The sequence below is a fragment of the Flavobacterium sp. genome (assembly GCF_017744675.1).
GTDB lineage: Bacteria > Bacteroidota > Bacteroidia > Flavobacteriales > Flavobacteriaceae > Flavobacterium.
This window is the reverse complement of record NZ_JAGIAV010000006.1, coordinates 346,918-365,643: the sequence shown is the minus strand read 5'-3', so window position 1 is coordinate 365,643 and position 18,726 is coordinate 346,918. Positions and strand designations below refer to the sequence as shown.

The following is an 18,726-nucleotide window of genomic DNA, read 5'->3' as shown; positions in this document are numbered from 1 at the left end:
GCTAAAATCTGTTTAAAATCTGCGTGAAACAATTCGATTTACTTAGAAATCACTCTTTCCAATTTCTCAGAAAACGCAATCTCTTTTCCGTTTTTGAAAACTCTAAAGCCTTTTCCTTTTTTATATTTTTCTCCTGTTTTGTCCCAAAGAATAGTAATAATATTGCCGTGATACAAAACTTTATCCAAACAAAACCAATCCCATTTTTCTTGCGGAATCAACGGATTCACTTCAATCTTTTCATCAGCTCTTGGTCGTAAACCAACCAATCCTGTAATCATTAAATCATTGAAAGTCGAGTGATTATAATAACGGCTTCTTTCTCTGTCGCCCATTAACCAATAACCCGTCGTTTCGTCTAAATATTCGCCAAGATAGGGTTTTCCTCTATAATACTGCGACTGCACATACAGTTCCATTTGTTTGAAATAATCTGGTTTTGCTACAAAATCCTGATTGTAATTATTTAAAACATTTGCCATTGCCGTTAAAGTCTGCGAACTTGCAAAAGGCCAAATCGCACCGTCCCACTCACAAGTTCCTGTCCCGTGAGTTCTAAAACGTGGACTTCTTCTTTCTGCGGTTGTCAATCCAAACGGAGCCGAAAATCCTTTTTCATCTTTCACCTGCTCCCAAGCTTTTTCAAATCCTTTTCCTTTTTCTGGAAGATTAAAATACCAAGGAATAAATCCAATCGCCTCACGAACTTGTGCCAGCGTATCTTTTTGCGTTAAAGTTTCAAAAAACTCACTTTTTGGATTCCATAATTTCGTTTCGACTAATTGCTTCAAATCATCAGCTTTAGCTTTGAATTTTGCTTCCACGTCCTTATCACCTTTCATTTCAGCCATTTTACAAATCGCTACAGCATTTCCATACATATAACTGTTAATCGTAGGTCTTGCATTTTGCACTTTTCGTCCGCCGCTTAAGGATTCTTCCATTCCGTCTTTTACATCATGTTGCCAAAACAACCCATCCTTGCGCTGACGGTCTTTTTCCCAAACGGCATAATCTGTAACCATGTCTGGATACATATCCAATAAGAATTTTTCATCCTTATTCACCAAATAACGATTGTATAAAGCATCGGCTGTCCAACTGCTGAATTTATACAATTTGTTCATTGGTTTTCCATCATTTCCGCGGTACCAAATTTTTATATCTTGCTCGATATATTTTGGATCATGAACCCATCTGAATTCATTAATATGATGCCCCAAAGCACAACTAATCATATTGTATTTATCAGCATACGAACGGTCTACTAAAAACTCTGTAATCGCAAATCCTTGCGGTGTATTTTTGATATGTTTGCGAACACTCCACCATCTGAAATAATAGATTTCTTCAAAGTTTTGCTGCGGACATTCAAACAACGGAATATTCTTTTCCATCCAAGTCCAAGCACTGTCATTCGGAATCGCAAATTTTAAGTTTTCATCTTCCATCGTATTGAAATAATCAACATAATGTTTGAAATCTTTTTCTTTTAAAATAGCTGATTTTCCTAATTGTGAAGATCCTGCACCAGATTTGCAACTTATATTTAAACAAGTAATTATGATGGTAAGTGCTATTATTTTATGTTTGAAATTTGTCAACATTTAGAATTCAATCTTTAAAAGTTAAACCATATAAGTCATATAAGTTCAATTAAGCTTTACTTTATATTTTCTTATATCACTTATATGGTTTTAAAATATTTTTAATTTCCCGTAAAAATGTACGTCTGCCCCGCTTTCATATTCACATCGTAAATATTATAATTTGGCAGTTTTACTTTTTCTAGTTTTGCTTCATTTGAAATAATGGGCTTCTTCACTTCAACATCATAAAACAAAGGATTTGGATTTTTTCCTTTTGCTTTTTTGATTGAAGAACCGCTTAATGTATTCTCTACTTTTAAACGACAGTTTCCACCAATTCTCGAATAGATCTTTAAAGTCGAAACTTTATTGTTTTTCCATGTCATATCGATTACGAAACCACCTCTTGCTACTAAACCTTTTATGCTTCCGTCTTTCCAAACCGTTGGCAAAGCAGGCAATAATTGAATCGCTCCTTCCTGACTCTGCATGAGCATTTCGGCAAAACCTGCTGTACATCCAAAGTTTCCGTCAATTTGAAAAGGCTGGTGCGCATCTAGCATATTCGGATACGTTCCTCCTCCTTTTCTCTGATCTGCTGTTACTAAATGCAATTGATCCTGAATTAATTTATAAGCATGATTTCCGTCTAATAATCTCGCCCACAAATTCACTTTCCACCCCATTGACCAGCCTGTAGATTCGTCTGTTCTGTAAATCAGTGATTGTTTGGCTGCTTGAAATAATTCTGGTGTTTTGATTGGTGAAATCTGATTGCTTGGATACAATCCGTACAAATGCGAAACATGCCTGTGATTGTCCTTTGGATTATCCCAATCGTCTTGCCATTCTTGCAACTGACTGTGTTTTCCAATTTTCATTGGAGGCATTTTTGCCAAAGCACCGCTCACTTTTTTCGCATAAGCAGCATCTGGTGAAACCAATGCAGAAGCTTCCATAACATGCGTAAACAAATCAAAAATCAGCTGATTGTCCATTGTTGTTCCAGATGCAATTGTCGCTTTTCCTGTTCCGCCAGCGTGTGTGTTCTCTGGAGAACTTGATGGAACGACAACTAAATATCCTGTGTTTGGATCTACAATCATGAAATCCAAAAAGAAATCGGCAGCGCCTTTCATTATTGGATAAATTTCTGCCAAATACTTTTTATCTCCAGTATATAAATATCTTTCCCATAAATCCTGGCAAACCCAAGCACCTCCAGTCGGCCACATTCCTGAAGCAGCTGAATCAACCGGAGCTGTAACACGCCAAATATCGGTGTTATGATGTAAAACCCATCCGCTGGCATTGTACATCATTCTAGCTGTTTCTGCACCTGTAACACTTAATTCTTTAGCCATTTGAACAAACGGTTCATGCATTTCCTGAAGATTCGTTACCTGCGCTGGCCAGTAATTCATTTCGGCGTTAATGTTTGTCGTGTATTTACTATCCCAAGGTGGTGTAACCATATCGTTCCAAATTCCTTGCAGATTTGCTGGCTGTCCGCCCGGCTGAGAACTTGAAATTAAAAGATAACGACCAAATTGGAAATATAAAGCGGCCAATTGCGGATCGAATTGTTTCGAAAAATCCCTAATTCTTTCGTTTGTTGGTTTATTAACTAAATCATTAGAACCTAAATCCAAAGAAACTCTGTTGAAAAATTTTTGGTAATAATCAACGTGCGTTTTTTTGATTTCGTCGAAACTTTTTGGCAAAGCCTGATCTAAAAACGATTTGCTTTTCGCAATTTCATCTCCAGAAATATCTTGGTAGTTTTTAAAGTTAGTTGCAATCGAAATGTACAAAACAACTTCATCAGCTTTGTTGATGCTTAAAACGCCATTGCTTGCATCGATTTCTCCGCCTTTGTTTTTAGCGGTAAGCCTTCCTTGAAATTTTACTTTTCCTTTTACGCCTTCAAAGTTAGTCCCAACTCCTGAAAGTATAATCTGGTTTCCTTCTGTCGAAGCAACCGTTTTATCAATCGGACTGTTCATGAAAATATTACACGTAATCTGACCTGGTTTACTCGCCGAAAGCTTCACCACAATCACTTGATCAGAAAATGCAGTTAGAATTTCTCTTGTAAATTCAACACCATTTACTTTGTATTTCACTTTTGCCGTAGCATTGCTGATGTCTAAATCTCTGTAATAATCGGTGTATTTTTGATGTCCTGCGAATGAAATATAAACGCTTCCAAAAGTCTGATACGGCATTCCGTCATTGGTTTGCGACATGATATCTTTCGTGGCCAAATCTTGCGCTTCATCAAATTTTCCATCAAAAATAAGCTGCCTTACTTTTGGTAAAGCTCCGATTGATTTTGTGTGTGCGTTGCTGTTTGGAGATCCCGCCCAAATGGTTTCTTCGTTCAATTGCAAACGCTCAACTGCTGGATCACCAAAAACCATTGCACCCAAACGTCCGTTGCCTAATGGCAAAGCTTCGTTCCAGATTGCTGCTGGTTTATCGTACCATAATTTTAAGTCGTTTTGTGCCGTTGCAGTCAACGAAAAAATTCCAAGACAGATTGCTGTTATTTTAAATTTTAACTTCATACTTATTTTTTTTTCGCCACGAATTCACGAATTTTCTCTAATTCTACTTTGTGGTTTATTTCTCTAATTTTTACCAAATCTATCGTGAGAATTTTATTTGGTTAAATTTGAGATAATCACCGCAATCTATATCAAAATAAAATTCGTGAATTGCTTCGCCTGTTCGCTATCGCTCGGGTCGTGGCTATCTCAACTTATTTCTTAACCTCGTAAACTTTCAGATTCTTTTCTCCGAACATTTCATATAATTTGTTGATGTCTTTTAGAGCATTTTTTGGCAGTTTTTCTCCTTTGTCTCCAAAAACAAACAGCTTTTCTTTTGGTTCAATAACACAAGTCGACTCGTCGATTTCGCCTTTGTCGTTTTTCACTTTATTCAAATCTAAATCTAAATATTTCGCCATAAACGGATACAAAGCCATACGTTTCGAGATTCCGAAATCATGTCCTTCTTTCGCAAAATGAGCATTCTCCACTAAATCTTTCTTCCCGTATAATTCATAAGTTCTCTGAATGAACGGAAATTCTAATTCAGGAACTGCAAACGTCCAATCTTTTCCATCTGAAACAATCAATTGCGGTTTTGGAGCCATCATGGCTGATATTTCGGCGTTGTTTGTTGCGTTTCCACATAAGTGAACTCCGCGTCCGCTTTCGCATGGACATCCGCCTGAAAAGTGAGACGAAACCATTACAACTGGAGCTGAAACTTTTACACGGTCATCAATAGCAGCTAAAAACATCGTATGCGAACCTCCGCCAGAACCTCCTGTAACGCCAACTCTTGTCATATCAGCATTTTTAACGGTCTCTAAATAATCTAAGAAACGAATTCCTGTCAGCACCTGAACTGTTGATGCAATGCTGTTTCTGTGCGTTTCTTCGGGAAATTGCAATAGCGATTCTCCCCAAGCAAATAAGTCATACCCCACTACAATTGCTCCCATTTTGGCCATCATGGCACATCTGTACTGTTCGTCTTTTCTATATCTTCCATCGCCAAAATGCCCGTCGGGAGTTAAGATAACAGCCGCTTTTTTATTTAGTGGATACGGTTTATAAATCGATCCCGTTGCATAAACTCCAGGTAAAATTTCCAAAGCAATATTCTCTACACTATAGTCTTTGTAAATTCTTTTTGGAGTTAAAAGTGGTTTAGATTTTGGCATTGGGGGAGCCTTTTCTAATCCAAATGAGGTTATCATACAAGCTTTTAACTCCGTTTTACGTTTTTCCCATTCTTCTTTGTTCGAGTAAAGGCTTTCTAAGTAAAACAAGCGTTCTTTTCCTTTATCGACTGAAACTTTATGGTTTTCATATTTACGAATAATATACGTTCCATCTGGCTGTTTGAAATACATCAATTCGAATGGAGCTAAAATGTTGGTCAACGAAAGCGACAGATTTCCAGGTTCAATTCTCCAATCGGCATAATCCAGCTCTTTTCCTTTTAACAAACCTCTGTCATCGTTGATTGTGACATTAAAAATAGTCTCAATTTTCCTCAGAGTTTCTGACACTGGTTTTCTAAAATTAGTATCAGAAGTGCTTTGTGCATTGGCAAATGTCAAAGCGAAAATGGAAACTAAGATGATGTATTTTAAATCTTTCATTTTAATATTGTTATGTGTTGGGACGCTGATGAAACGGGTTTACTTCGTAAAGACGCGGATAAAAACGGATTTTTTTATTATTTAAAAAAGAAAAAATCCGTGTTAATCAGCGTTTTCGTGTAGCGAATCCGTGTTATTCGCGTTCCATTATATTGAGCATTCTATTGTATAAATTCCAGATCCTAATTCTAAAATCTGCTTTTTATTCTTTTCATTATAACTTGCTTTAGCCCTTTTATCATTAATTTTTATTTCTGAATTCTTAGAAACAGGCAATTTTATCGTTGCTGTCGTATTCACTGGAATTTGAACACTTAGGATAAATTTGCCGTCTTTTTTCTCCCAAGAAGAAGCAATTTTTCCATAAACCGATTGATAATCCGCTTTCGCGAAAGTCATATCGCCCACTACTTCTGGCTGAATAAAGAAATGCTTGAATCCCGGTTTTTCTGGATCGGACATAATTCCCGCTAAACTTTGGTAAAACCATTCTTCAATTTGCCCTAACATAAAGTGATTCCAAGAATTTCCTTTTGTAGGATCCCATTGTTCCGTTAAAGTGGTCAAGCCAAATTTAATCTGAAAACCATAACCCGGCGCATCATAATGATTATGCATTTTAAACATGGTTTCGTTCTTGCCGTTTCTTGCCAAAGTTTGAAATAAGTAGCGATTTCCAACATCTCCCGTTGTCAAACGATCGCCTTTTGCTGCAATGTCAGCTAGCAAATTCTGCATAACCGCTTCTTTGTACTGAGGCTCTACGATGTTCATAAAAATTGGAACAGAGTTGCTAAACTGACTATTCGTTCCGTATTGTTTGGTTTCTGGATTGAAAAATGCTGCGTTGAAAGCTGTTTTAATCTCAGAAGCTAATGTTTCATATTTCTCAAAATCTTCCGTTTTGCCTAATAACTTAGCTGCTTTAGCTGTCAAATAAGCTCCATAGTAATAATGCGAAGTTGCCGAAAGCGCAATCGGACTGTTTTTTGAATATCCAGCAGCATGAGTTCCGTAATCGTACCAATCGCCTAATCCGTGAGAAACGATGTGATTGGTAGATTTTGTTTCTAAATAATCGACATACTTTTTCATGATAGGGAAATATTTCTCTAATAATGAAGCATCTCCGTAATATTCGTAATACATCCAAGGCAGAATCACGCCTGTAACGCCCCATTCTGGAGAATCGGTAAAATCGCCACCAAATATGACATATTCGGGAACAATGGTCGGAATTAAACCGTTATCTCTTTGTGAATCAGAAATGTTCTGCATCGTTGCAGGAAAGAAAGTCTGCAGGTTGTAATTGAACATTAAACCTGGACCATTCAACTGAATTTCTTCTAGCCAGCCTAACTTTTCACGTTGCGGGCAATCAGTAAAAACACTTTGGAAATTGCTTTTTATCGAATTGTTTATCAGTTCGTGAGTTTTATTGAAAATGGCATTCGAACATTCAAAACTTCCTGCTTCTCCAGCCGAATTGTAAATGAAATTCGATTTTAAATCTATCAAAGTTGGAAGCTCCTTATTTTTACCTTCTTTGTAATTAATATTTTCAATTTGAACATATTGATAACCATAGAAACTGAATTTTGGTGTCCATTCTTCTACTCCATCACCTTTTAAAGTGTAATCGTAATAATAAGGTTTTCCAGATCTTCCCTGCGCAATTGTGCCTGCTTCATTTAATCCCTCCGCAACCCAAACACGAACAGTTTGCCCACTTTTTCCTTTTACTTTAATGGTTGGAAATCCAGAAAGATTTTGTCCCATATCAAAGACATAGAAATTCGGTTTCAGCTCTTTTGCATTTTTAACTTCATATTGTTTTTGGATGGTAACTGGCGGCGCAGTCTGCGGTCTTAAAACTCCTTTTGGCGCTTCTTGAATCACTACTTTTTTCCAATCTCTATCTTTGAAACCTTTACTTCCCCAGCCTTTTTGCTCTAAATTGGCATTGTAATCCTCTCCTCCAAAAATGCTGTTGTACGTAATCGGACTTTTGCTGTATTTCCAAGTTCTATCTGACTTTACAATTTCTTCTGAACCATCATTGTATTTGATTTTCATCTTAAAGAATAAAGTCGGCGGGCCAATACTCACGAAGAATTTGGTATATCTCTCCGCCAGCGTGTTGTACATTCCGTTTCCTAAGAGAACACCAATTACGTTATCGCCTTTTTGAAAATCTTTGGCGCTTAATTCGTAAACATTGTAATTAACCGTTTTATCGTAATCTGTCCACAAAGGTGCAAATTGGCTGTTCCCCACTTTCTTTCCGTTAATTGTTAGTTCGTAGTGTCCTAAACCTGAAATATAAACAACGGCCTCTTTGACTTCTTTTTCTACTTCGAAAGGTTTGCGAAGCATGATACTTCTTCTGGAAAGAGAATCAGAAGCGTTGATAATCGAATCTTTCTTTTCTCTTTTATAAGTGGCACTATGAAAGTTTCTTCCTTCTGGCAAATGACTGTCGGCCTTTGTAATTGCTCCGATCCAAGTTGGATTTAAATCTGATTCTAACGGAGCCGTTCTTAAAGAAGCGTTTCTACTCCATTTTGAAACTTTTCCATCTTGATTCCAAACTTTGACTTTCCAGAAATATTTGGTTTCGCTTTTTAATGGTTTTCCGTTGTAAACGATATGCAGGTTTTTGTCTGTATTTACTCTGCCAGTATTCCAAATGTCTCCATCATCATTATTTAATTTTTCTTCTGAAGAAGCTACTAATATCAAATAAGCGACTTGTGATGCATCAGATTCTTTTGAAACTAATTGCCAGCTAAATTTTGGTTGATTTTCTACAACTGCCAATGGATTTTCAGCCATTTCTGTTTTTAAGCGTACAGGCAGAATTTGTCCTTTAGAAACTAAGGTTACTAAGAGAGAAAATACTAATACAATGTTTTTGAAAAACTTCACTTTTATATTTTTTTTCCGCCACGAATTCACGAATTAACTCTAATTTTTCTTTGTGTTTGATTTTTCGAATTTATACCGAAGTTATCGATTCGATTAATCTGTGAAATTATTTCAATCTGTAGCAAATAAATTTACGACTAGGGATTAAAATAATTCGTGAATTCGTGGCTATTCCTATTTACATTTTTTTAGTTACTAAAGACTCAATATTGAATACTGCTTCAGGGATTTGTTTTCCTGTTTGAGGCAGATCGTCGTAATCGTCTGTGTCTGGAGCTGTGTCTGGATTTGGTGAATATCTTTGTTCTCCTGTGCGGAACATAATTCGTTCAAAACCATCTGTTGGCGCATACAATATCTTTGTTGACTCTTTTTCGTCGTTTACTTTTACGGTGTACGAACGGTTTTTAGCGTCTAATTTTACCGCAACTTTGTACGTTTTATTCGCTTCGTATTTTGCAATTGTGTTGAAACGTGCTCCCGTTTTTACTTTCAATTGTCCGTCGCTGTCAAAAACCAATCTTACTGAAGGCAGACCTTGTTTGTTTTGGAATTCAATCTGCAATAAACCATGATTATTCTGCTCTGGCATTATGGTGAAAACTGCTTCCATTTTTGCTGCGAAAGGAATTACTCTTTCTGCACGAGAATAATCAAAAAAATCTTGATCTCTTAAAGTCAACCATTTTTTGCCATCAGCTTTCTTCTCGATTTTTGTGGATGCCCAAGCAAGATCATACGTATTCCAGAATTTCAATTCTTCTCCGTTTGGAAGCGTATTGAAAACATCGTTTGCATTTTCTGTCACCACCGAAGTTACTGGAACTGGAATCGATGCTACCCAAATATCTTCTTTATTCATGCTGTAACCCACCCAGATTTTTCCGTCTGGTGGAGTTCCGTCGCCTTCTGTGATGCCACGTACGTATTGCGGACCCGCAGATTTGTAGTTTCCGCCATAACGCATCGGACTAACTTCTCCGTGAACCAACAATAGATCTGTATAATTCAATCCGTCATCACTCTTAGAAATTGCCAAAGGCCAACGGTATTCTGACGGATTATAAAGCGTTGCATAACGATTGTCTGATGTTTTTTGTCCCCAGATTTTAGCATTGCTATTTACAAAACCTGGCGCACGCAACGGCATATAATCCCAAGATTTTCCGCCGTCTTTACTGATCGAAGTTAAAGCGTGTTTCCATAAACCAACCACATTTCCGTTTGGCAAATGATAATAACTAAAGGCTTTGTATGGTTTCTGCAAAGGAATCAATTCGTCGTCACGATCAGCTTCTTCAACCCATTGCTGTAATAGTAACGGATTGGATAAAATTTCTTCGCAGGCTTTTTTGAATCCTTTGTCTTTTGAAGCGGTATAAAATGGGAACTTCGATTTCGATTTATCCCAAGTTTTATTGTATCTGATGAAATAGATTTCGCCAAAACTTCCGTCTTTTTTGATTTCACGAATGACACGACCAATTCCTTTTCCATCATTCGGATCGTCTTTTTCATCCATCGCGATTCCGTAATAAGCCAAAGCAAAAAGTCGTTTGTCTTTTGAAGTATAAAAGCCCATTCTTTGATGCATAATGGCATCCAAATCTTTAGCAACACCTTCTACGCCTTCTTTTTTCCATCCGTCAGGAATTCTATAAATTGGAAAAATAACTTCTGGTTTTGTCCAAGTTACTCCGTCTTTAGATCTCATCAATAAAGTCTGGCTCGGCGGAATATGTTCTCCAGAAGGATCGCTTAAATAATGCAGATAAAAGTTATTATTCCAATATGCCATCATCGGCTGGTGATTGTATGTCCATCCAAAACCGTCTGCTTTTTCTGGATGTTCGCGGCTTGCACGCATGATTTGTGTAGCGTGAACTCCAACCGCTGGACTTAACATTCCGTGATGGTAATCAATGTTTGAAAGTGTTTTACCAACATAACGAACGGTGTCGTTTTGAGCATTTACAGCTGTACCAATCAAAAGAATTGTGGCTGTGGTTATGATGTTGGTTTTTATGTTTTGGAAAGTAATCATATTTATATTTTTGGTTTCACGCAGATCTTGCTGATTTTAGCTGATTTGCGCTGATCTCTCTTTTTTCTCTCGCAGATTGTGCAGATTTTATTTTTATCATCTTAAATATTTATCTGCTAAATCTGCTTCAATCATTTAAATCTGCGTGAAATTTTCTAACTTTTTTATCTGCCTAATCTGCTAAATCTGCGGGAGAATTTTTACTCTCGCAGATCTAGCAGATTTTACAGATTTATTTTTTATCAATTAATCCTTTTAAAGCTTCGTTTGAAATTGTTGTAATCGTTCCGTGTTTGTGTCCTTCCGGAAGACTTATTTTTGAAGAAACATCTTCAAAATGAACAAAATCTGAAGTGCTTAAAGCTTTATAATTTTTTGAACCGTAATTATCATAATACAACAGCCAGTTTTTCCCCACTTTAACCACTGTCGGCCCCTCTGATAAATATTCCGTTAAAGGTTCAGAGCTTTTCTCAAACGGACCTAAAGGCGATTTTCCGAAAGCTACTTTTATGTTTCGCATTGGTCTTGTGTTGTCTTTTAAAACCAAAACATAGTCTTTCTTTCCTTTTTTGACAATCACACAGTCAATTACGCTGAAACCTGGATCGTAATATAATTTTTTATCCGAAAAAGTTTTGAAATCTTTAGTCGTTACATAATACATTCTGTGGTTGTTTTTCTCGTCTTCCACTCCTTTCGGAAATCGGAACGGAATTGTCGATGCCCAAATAATAATGTATTCCTTTTTTACATCATCATAAAAAATCTCCGGCGCCCAAACGTTTATTACTTCAGGCTCGTTTTTCATTACGGGAATATATTTTTGCTCTGACCAATGAATCAAATCTTTTGAACTAGCGTAGCCAAAACCATTTCCACCTTTCCAGTCGGTTGTCCAAACCATGTGGTACGTTCCGTCAGCTCCTTTTGTAATCGACGGATCACGCATGATTTTACTGGCTCCAATTTCTGGTTTTAAAAATGATCCTTCTAGTCCTTTCCAATTGTAACCGTCTTCGCTGTACGCCAAATACAAACCTTCTGTTGCGGGTTCTCTAAATGATGTGAAAAGATACAAGTCTTTCTTTTTCTGCGCGTAAGATATCGCAAAAAGTGAAAAAGTTAATAGGATGAATATTTTTTTCATATTGTGTTCCGTTTAAAACTTTGTCAAAGTTTAGAACTTTGACAAAGTTGACTCGACAATTTTATTATTCTGTAATCGCTTTTTTATCTAAAGAAGCTCCTTTTTTAATTTTCGTTGTTACGTTGTTTAAAACATTGTTTTTCAAGAAAATATTTTTAGTTTCTTTTCCATCTGCTTCGATAAAAATATCGGTTGGATTAAATGGAAAATTATTATTAATCAACATATTAGAAACATTATCTAATTTAATAACTGGAACGCCTTTTATTGGTGTTGAAGACCCAACGTTGTCTAAAATCACATTTTTTGAATCTGAAATTTTGAAAGAAGAACCAACTGTTGCGTTTACTTTTACATCATGAAATTCAACATCTGTTGCCGTGTTTACCGTAAAACCTTCTTTTCCGTCGATATTGATATTTGAAAAAGTGATGTTTTGAATTGGCATTTCTGTAATTCCTAAAATTTGTCCTGCTTTATTCACATTTGAAGCTGTGATATTACTCATGTGAATGTTTCTGAAAATTGGCGTTTTCTCTGTTACAGGCTCGACTTGAGTGCCTTTATCGTAAAAAAGACTTAATACAAAAGCTTCTTCTTTGATGTTTTTCATGACTATATTATCAACGCGAATATCCTCAACCACTCCACCTCTTCCACGAGCCGATTTGATACGGATTCCTCTGTCGGTTCCGTCAAAAACACAGTTTGAAATCGTGATTTTTTTGATCCCTCCTGACATTTCACTTCCAATTACTACTCCGCCATGACCACTTAACATCGTACAGTTTGTGATGGTTACATTTTCTGTCGCTTTTCCGTATTTGCGTCCGTCGCCGTCTCTTCCTGATTTGATGGTAATACAGTCATCTCCAACACTGATATGGCAGTTTGAAATATGAACATTGGTACAAGAAGAAGGATTGATTCCGTCTGTATTTGGCGAATGTGGATTGAAAATCGAAATTCCTGTAACCGTTACGTTATCACAGAATTCTGGGTTAATTGTCCAAAAAGGAGAATTTTTGAATGTAACACCTTCAATTAAAATATTTTTGCAGTTATAAGCCTGAAAAAAAGAAGGTCTGAAGAATTTCTTATCAACCGTTCTTTTGTAATATGGTTCTGTGTAAAGACCTTTGTTTTGCTCTTCCCACATGGTTTGGTATTTGGTTGGAGGTAAAGGTTCTTTTGCGGTTTCGATTCTATACACTTCATTCCACCATGCTTTTCCTTGTCCGTCGATTACACCTCTCCCTGTAATGGTAATGTTTTCAATGTCTTTCGCATAAAATAAAGGCTGGAAACTCTTCATTACAATTCCTTCGTAACGCATTTCTACATAAGGCAGGAAATCATCGAAGTTTTCTGAAAACTTCAAAAGCGCTCCTGAATCTAAATGAATCGTGATGTTGCTTCTTAGCGTTAATGCTCCTGTTAAGTATTCTCCTGCTGGGAAATAAATTGTTCCACCGCCGTTTTTTGATGCTTTTTCGATTGCATTCTGAATGGCTTGGGTGCATTTTTGGCCTTTGTTGTTTCCGCCTTCATTTAAGATGTTGTACCAGCCGTCGTTTGCGAATGCTGTTAAACTGGTGATGAAGCAGAGTATGATTAATATATTTTTTTTCATTGTTGTGTTGTTTTTTGGTTTCACGCAGATTTAGCTGATTTTAGCTGATCTGCGCAGATCAAATTTTAATAAATCTGTTTAATCTGCTTTAATTTTTTTTAAATCTGCGTGAAAAAAATTTTACTCTCGCAGATTTGGCAGATTGTACAGATTCATTTTTTCTACCGATTTCACAGATTAAAAAGATTTTTTTTATCTGCTTGATCTGCAAAATCTGCGAGAGATTTTTATTTTCATTTTTGTCATTCTGAGGAACAAAGCAACCACATTTACAAAATCAAATTTTGTGTCTTATGCTAGTGAGGTTGCTTTGTTCCTCGCAATGACCAATCTATATGGCTACTTTGACTTCAAAATTAAAACCCAGTCATTGCCATCTTCATTCTTGCCTTCTGGTTGGAAATTTTGAGTTCCTTTATTTTCAAATGTTCCGATTTTGGTTTTCTTGCCGTTTCTTGGATTGTACCACGTCGCTTCGAATTTATCTCCGGCAATTTTTCCTAGTTTTACTTCTATAATTCTTCCGTTGTAAGTATAAAGCAAAGCATATTTTTCTCCTTTTATGGCCGGAATATAATCGTATTTTTCTCCTTGGTTAACAACTAACGAAACATCTGGAGTTCCTTCTAAAAATGGAAATTCTTCCATTAATTTCTTGATGTAAACCATTTGTTTTGCTCCAGGCGCATTAATGGCTGATGTCCATAATTCTTTATTTCCGTAAGCTGGTTTATCGCCTTTTCTGAACATTTGCATTACGGCGTTGTGTCCGTACGTATAACCTGCAGCGCCAGATAAAACCGACCAATATCCGTAACGGCGCACATCGCTTGCGGTCCATTTTGGCTGTAAAGTATCGTGCAAACCGTGTGGAATTCCTTCGTATGAAGGTTCTCCGTCAAGTGTTGGTTTAGTTGGTTTTAAGTCGAAATCTCTTAAAACAAATTTATAATTGTCTTCTTTGAAGTTCGTTTTAATAGAATCCTGATCGTATCTTCTGTGTCCCGATTGGAACATGTTGAAATCTAACCATTTTGCATTATGAAAGTTTTCTGAAGAATCGGTTCTTCCAAACGGATGAAAAGTTACTAACTGATTTGGATTGTTCGTTTTTAAAGTATTTCCGATGGCATTCCAAATATCTTGGAATTCGTTTCCATACGTGTCTCCACCGTTTAACCAAATCACGTTGGTTCTGTTTTTATATCGATTAGCCAAAAACTGAGCGTATTCTGTTGCTTGTTCTTTACTTACTTTATTTCCTTTTGAAACATTTGTTCCCCAAACTGGAACCATTGCCAGATAAATTCCGTTTTTCTGAGCCACGTCTAAAGTGTAATCTACGTGATCCCAATAATCGTATTGTTTTGGATCTTTGAAATCATTTCCAGCCGTAATTAACGGTTTTGAAACGTCTTCGTTTATTAAAGCAGCATCGCCATAAACGTTAACAGCATTGATGTTATGCAAAACCATGACCTGAACAACATTGAATCCTTTTTCTTTTCTGTCTTTAAAATATTTCTCAATTCCTGGTCTATCCAATTTTCCGAATGCGAGCCAGCCTGTGTCACCCAACCAGAAAAATGGTTTTTCGTTTTCAGCTACAAAATAATGCTGATTTTTAGATACTTTGATTTCAGGCAGTGATGCTTTTGTTTTAGCAGATTGCGAGAATCCGCTTTGTGCTGTAAACATAAAGCTTATACTAAGAGCGTATAAAGATTTAATTTTCAGATTCATTATATTTTATTTTGAATTGTGTTTTTATTTTTTCTGCCACGAATTTCTCGAATTTCTCGAATTTTTATTCTACCTGTATTTTTATTTCACGCAGATTTTGCTGATTTTAGCTGATTTGCGCAGATTTATTTTAAAAATCTGTTAAATCTACTTTGATCTTTTTTAAATCTTCGTGAAAATTTACTCTCGCAGATTTAGCTGATTTAAAATTAAATTTGGGCCAATTCGTGTAATTCGTGGCAAACTTCACCTTTATTTTTTCACTACAAAAAGTACTTTTTCTTTTATTTCGGCTTGTGGAAGCGTTACTTGTTTCCCTCCGCTGATGTTGGCTTTTTTGGTTATATTTCCTGTTGAAGCATTGATTGCGAATACTTCAAATGTTCCTTTTTCGTTTGCTAAATCAATTGTGATGTCTTGATCGTTTTTCAGATAGAAAAGATAGCTTTTTCCTTTGTTTTCTAATTTCCAAAGATTGTCTGAGAACGTATTTCCTTCAACTAATTTCATTTCGCTTAAAGCGGAATAAAATTGAGTAAATTCAATTTTTGGGATATTCGGCATTGAAGCTCCCGCCATCAAAGCCGGCCATCCGAAACGAGAAGATCCGTCTGTTGAATATAAAATCACTTTTTCAGGGTATTTTTCTCGGTATTCTCTAACAGCACGATAGACTTGATTGTCGGTTTCTTTTCCAGTTTTTAGTTTTCTCGCGTGCTGTCTTGGCGCTAAATTAACGCCTCCTTGCGGCGCATAAGCAGAACCGTCTTCTTTGTAATACCAATAACGAATGTCGATTACATCAACTGTTTTGACTCTTTTGACATCATTTAAAATCGCATCCTGAACGTCTTTGGTTGCACTTAAACCAATCAAGCCTTTTTTACCAGTTTCGTCTTTCCATTTTTGAGCTTCATCAAGCCAGAATTCCATAAAGTGAAGCGGACCTGTATATTCGGCGCTTGTTAACTGAATTACGTTGCTGTTTTCCTGAAAGTTTTCGAAAGATTTTCTAATGAAACCTTGGTGTAACTTTCTTCTTTCGGCATTTGTAACATCATAAAACTGTTCCGCCATAAAAATACGTTTGTCTCCTGCGTAAGGCGGTGGCTCGGGAAATCCTGAATTATTAATGTTATTTGCTGAACGCCAAGGTGAACTTGCCCAATGCGCTCCAGCTTCTAAAATATTATGCTGAAAGTATTGCTGATTAATTAACATTTGTCCGTTTGGCTCTGCCAATGTTGCAAACTGCGCTAAACGGCTCCAATACCAATCGTTGAATTTTGTTAAATCGTATTTGCTCAAATGATCCCAAGCCAAATCTTTCCCGCTTCTTGCAAATGGCTGTTCGTAAAATGGAGGCCAAGTATCATCGTCAATTCTGCGTACGCGTTCGTGATCGTCCATTCTACGGTCATACCACAAACCGTAATTGTGTTCTAAAGCGATGATGTTATTTGCAGTTAAATAATCAACGGTTTCTTGAACTCTGTCTGTTAATCCGTTTCCTGTTCTTCCTGGTACAAAACGAGTTACGTGCGGTAATGATTTGTTTACGAAATCATCTGTAAGATCACCTCTCCACCAAGCAACATTCATTTGTTTTCCAGCAATTACTTTTCCGTTAAAAGCTAACCAGCCATTTTCTATAGTAACTTTTGATTTATTCTCCGATTTATTAGAAGCAGAATTCTTTAAATCATTTGCATTTTTTAAACCTGAATTATTAATGTTAATCGGGTTTTGTTTTGAAACTTCTGCAATCCATTCGGGCAAGCTTTGTTTGGCTGTAACTGAAGCTTTAGTCAATTCTTGCGCCACTTCGATTGTTGGACTTGAAGATGGTTCTGATCCTAAATCATAAATAAAAGCAGGTGTTGGAAGTTTTCCTAGTCTGTTTTCTAATTGCGCGTAGAATAAACTTCTTGGACTAATATGTCCGTTTACATCCTTCCAATGCCCGTTTCCTCCAAATTGTCCCCAAACTCCAAAAGCCCAGTTTTGAGCAGTTGGCGGACTATAACATTCTACTTTTGAAGCTGAAGATTCCCATATAACAGAATTTGCAGCTGTCCATCCAGCTCCTCTTCCGCCTTGTTCTCTGTTATTATAGCTTAGTTCCTTTCCGTCAATGTTAGCGATATCAAATAAAACTCCAGTTGCCCAGCTTCCGATTGCTCCACTGTTATTGAATGGAAGATGCGATTCGCACTGTACAAAAGCATTCGGACCTGTTGTTCCAAATCCGCCCACAGCAAAATCATGATATCCAAATTCTGAGTAACAGCGTTGGAAAAGCGTTTGCTGACCTTCTGTATAAAAGGTATGTCTTCTGAATGAAGCAATTTCTGAAACGGGTTCTGTTGCGATACAATCTTCAACAGTAATCTGCTGACTTGTTTTTAAAATTGTAACTGCTCCGCCTGCAAAATGTTTAAAATTAACTTGCTTTACCCAAGCATTTCTGGTGTTTTCAATGCTAATCGCTTGCCATCTGTGCTCTTCATCTTTTTCATTTGAAGCATTGAAAGTTGATTTAATTAAGATATTCTCTACTCCTGTATTTTCAATTCTTCCTGGCCATGAATAAACGGTTACTTTTGAAGCGCCGAAAACATCATCTAATGCCATTGTAATTGGAGCATTCAATGTAACTTCATTTCCATTTATTTTGGTCACAACTCGATTCCAAGTCATATCCCACGAACCTTTTTTCCATCCAATCCAAGAAGTTTCTCCGCCGAAATCCTGCATATTTACTTCTTTAATGAAATTGTCTGTCAAAGGTTTGGTGATTTCGATTTCGTCTGAAACTTTTAATTTTGAAGCGTTTTTTAACTGGATTTTCTGCGTTCCAAGCGGTGTGTAAGTAGTATTGAACTCGAAAGAATCTTTATATACTTTATCATTTATTCCTAAAATTCGAATTAAGGCTTCTCTTTCTAGACCTGTTCCTAAAAGTACCGTTCCATTTTCGGTGTTTCCACTTCCTTTTAAAACAACACCCGATTTTCTGATGTATAATGTTCCGCTTACTTTGAAAATTCCTTTATCTAACAAAACAGCTCCTCGAAAGCCTGATTTATCCGGTTTTAATGCGCTTACATAATCAATGGCATTTTGGATTTTCTGCGTGGCATCTTCTTCTTGTTTGGAAACAAAAATCTTGTTTCCCAAATTCGGAATTGCTTTTTCTGATGCCATATATCCTGCAAAAGAAAAATCAGGAATCTGATTTCCTTGACTGTCTGTTGTAAAAGAAAGTTTTCCTTCTTTGGTTTTTACAATGTCTGGGAAAGTGTTTTGGGCGGTGATGTCTGCATTAAACGACAGAGCAAAACACATTACAAGTAATGTGTTTTTGAAAGAAGTACTATTTAAATTAATTAGATTCAATTTAATACTATTTAGATTTTATATTCTTCACAATCTTGTCATTTCGACGAAGGAGAA

At 36.5% G+C, this 18,726-nt stretch carries 9 protein-coding genes; all 9 read right to left on the bottom strand.

Going from position 1 to position 18,726, the window contains the following annotated elements:
- Window positions 1-38 precede the first annotated feature (38 nt).
- The 9 genes from J7574_RS20160 to J7574_RS20120 all read right to left on the bottom strand — a co-directional run bounded on the left by J7574_RS20160 (window position 39) and on the right by J7574_RS20120 (window position 18,669).
- Entirely contained in the window at window positions 39-1,607 is a 1,569-nt protein-coding gene (locus tag J7574_RS20160; RefSeq protein WP_290972955.1) for a glycosyl hydrolase family 65 protein, read from the bottom strand.
- A gap of 101 nt (window positions 1,608-1,708) precedes the next feature.
- Entirely contained in the window at window positions 1,709-4,159 is a 2,451-nt protein-coding gene (locus J7574_RS20155; RefSeq protein ID WP_290972952.1) for a glycoside hydrolase family 95 protein, read from the bottom strand.
- Window positions 4,160-4,353: 194 nt separating this feature from the next.
- Window positions 4,354-5,772: an acetylxylan esterase gene (locus J7574_RS20150; RefSeq protein ID WP_290972950.1), complete on the bottom strand. Its 1,419-nt coding sequence runs from the start codon at window positions 5,770-5,772 to the stop codon at window positions 4,354-4,356.
- Between the two features lie 147 nt (window positions 5,773-5,919).
- Complete coding sequence (locus J7574_RS20145; RefSeq protein ID WP_290972947.1) at window positions 5,920-8,700, bottom strand: glycoside hydrolase family 78 protein; 2,781 nt, start codon at window positions 8,698-8,700, stop codon at window positions 5,920-5,922.
- Between the two features lie 178 nt (window positions 8,701-8,878).
- Window positions 8,879-10,744 (bottom strand): six-hairpin glycosidase, encoded by a 1,866-nt coding sequence (locus J7574_RS20140; protein WP_290972945.1) that lies wholly within the window; start codon window positions 10,742-10,744, stop codon window positions 8,879-8,881.
- Window positions 10,745-10,976: 232 nt separating this feature from the next.
- On the bottom strand, window positions 10,977-11,894 hold the full coding sequence (locus J7574_RS20135; RefSeq protein ID WP_290972942.1) for a glycoside hydrolase family 43 protein: 918 nt from the start codon (window positions 11,892-11,894) through the stop codon (window positions 10,977-10,979).
- Window positions 11,895-11,958: 64 nt separating this feature from the next.
- Window positions 11,959-13,527, bottom strand: coding sequence for a glycoside hydrolase family 28 protein (locus J7574_RS20130; RefSeq protein ID WP_290972939.1), 1,569 nt, complete (start codon window positions 13,525-13,527; stop codon window positions 11,959-11,961).
- Between the two features lie 339 nt (window positions 13,528-13,866).
- Complete coding sequence (locus J7574_RS20125) at window positions 13,867-15,270, bottom strand: glycoside hydrolase family 140 protein (protein WP_290972937.1); 1,404 nt, start codon at window positions 15,268-15,270, stop codon at window positions 13,867-13,869.
- A gap of 252 nt (window positions 15,271-15,522) precedes the next feature.
- On the bottom strand, window positions 15,523-18,669 hold the full coding sequence (locus tag J7574_RS20120) for a DUF6298 domain-containing protein (RefSeq protein WP_290972934.1): 3,147 nt from the start codon (window positions 18,667-18,669) through the stop codon (window positions 15,523-15,525).
- Between the last annotated feature and the right edge of the window lie 57 nt (window positions 18,670-18,726).

What these genes read in the sequence shown, in the direction of transcription:
- J7574_RS20160 (WP_290972955.1), bottom strand. Translation starts at nt 1,607, where the DNA reads ATGTTGACAAATTTCAAACATAAAATAATAGCACTTACCATCATAATT.
- J7574_RS20155 (WP_290972952.1), bottom strand. Translation starts at nt 4,159, where the DNA reads ATGAAGTTAAAATTTAAAATAACAGCAATCTGTCTTGGAATTTTTTCG.
- J7574_RS20150 (WP_290972950.1), bottom strand. Translation starts at nt 5,772, where the DNA reads ATGAAAGATTTAAAATACATCATCTTAGTTTCCATTTTCGCTTTGACA.
- J7574_RS20140 (WP_290972945.1), bottom strand. Translation starts at nt 10,744, where the DNA reads ATGATTACTTTCCAAAACATAAAAACCAACATCATAACCACAGCCACA.
- J7574_RS20135 (WP_290972942.1), bottom strand. Translation starts at nt 11,894, where the DNA reads ATGAAAAAAATATTCATCCTATTAACTTTTTCACTTTTTGCGATATCT.
- J7574_RS20130 (WP_290972939.1), bottom strand. Translation starts at nt 13,527, where the DNA reads ATGAAAAAAAATATATTAATCATACTCTGCTTCATCACCAGTTTAACA.
- J7574_RS20125 (WP_290972937.1), bottom strand. Translation starts at nt 15,270, where the DNA reads ATGAATCTGAAAATTAAATCTTTATACGCTCTTAGTATAAGCTTTATG.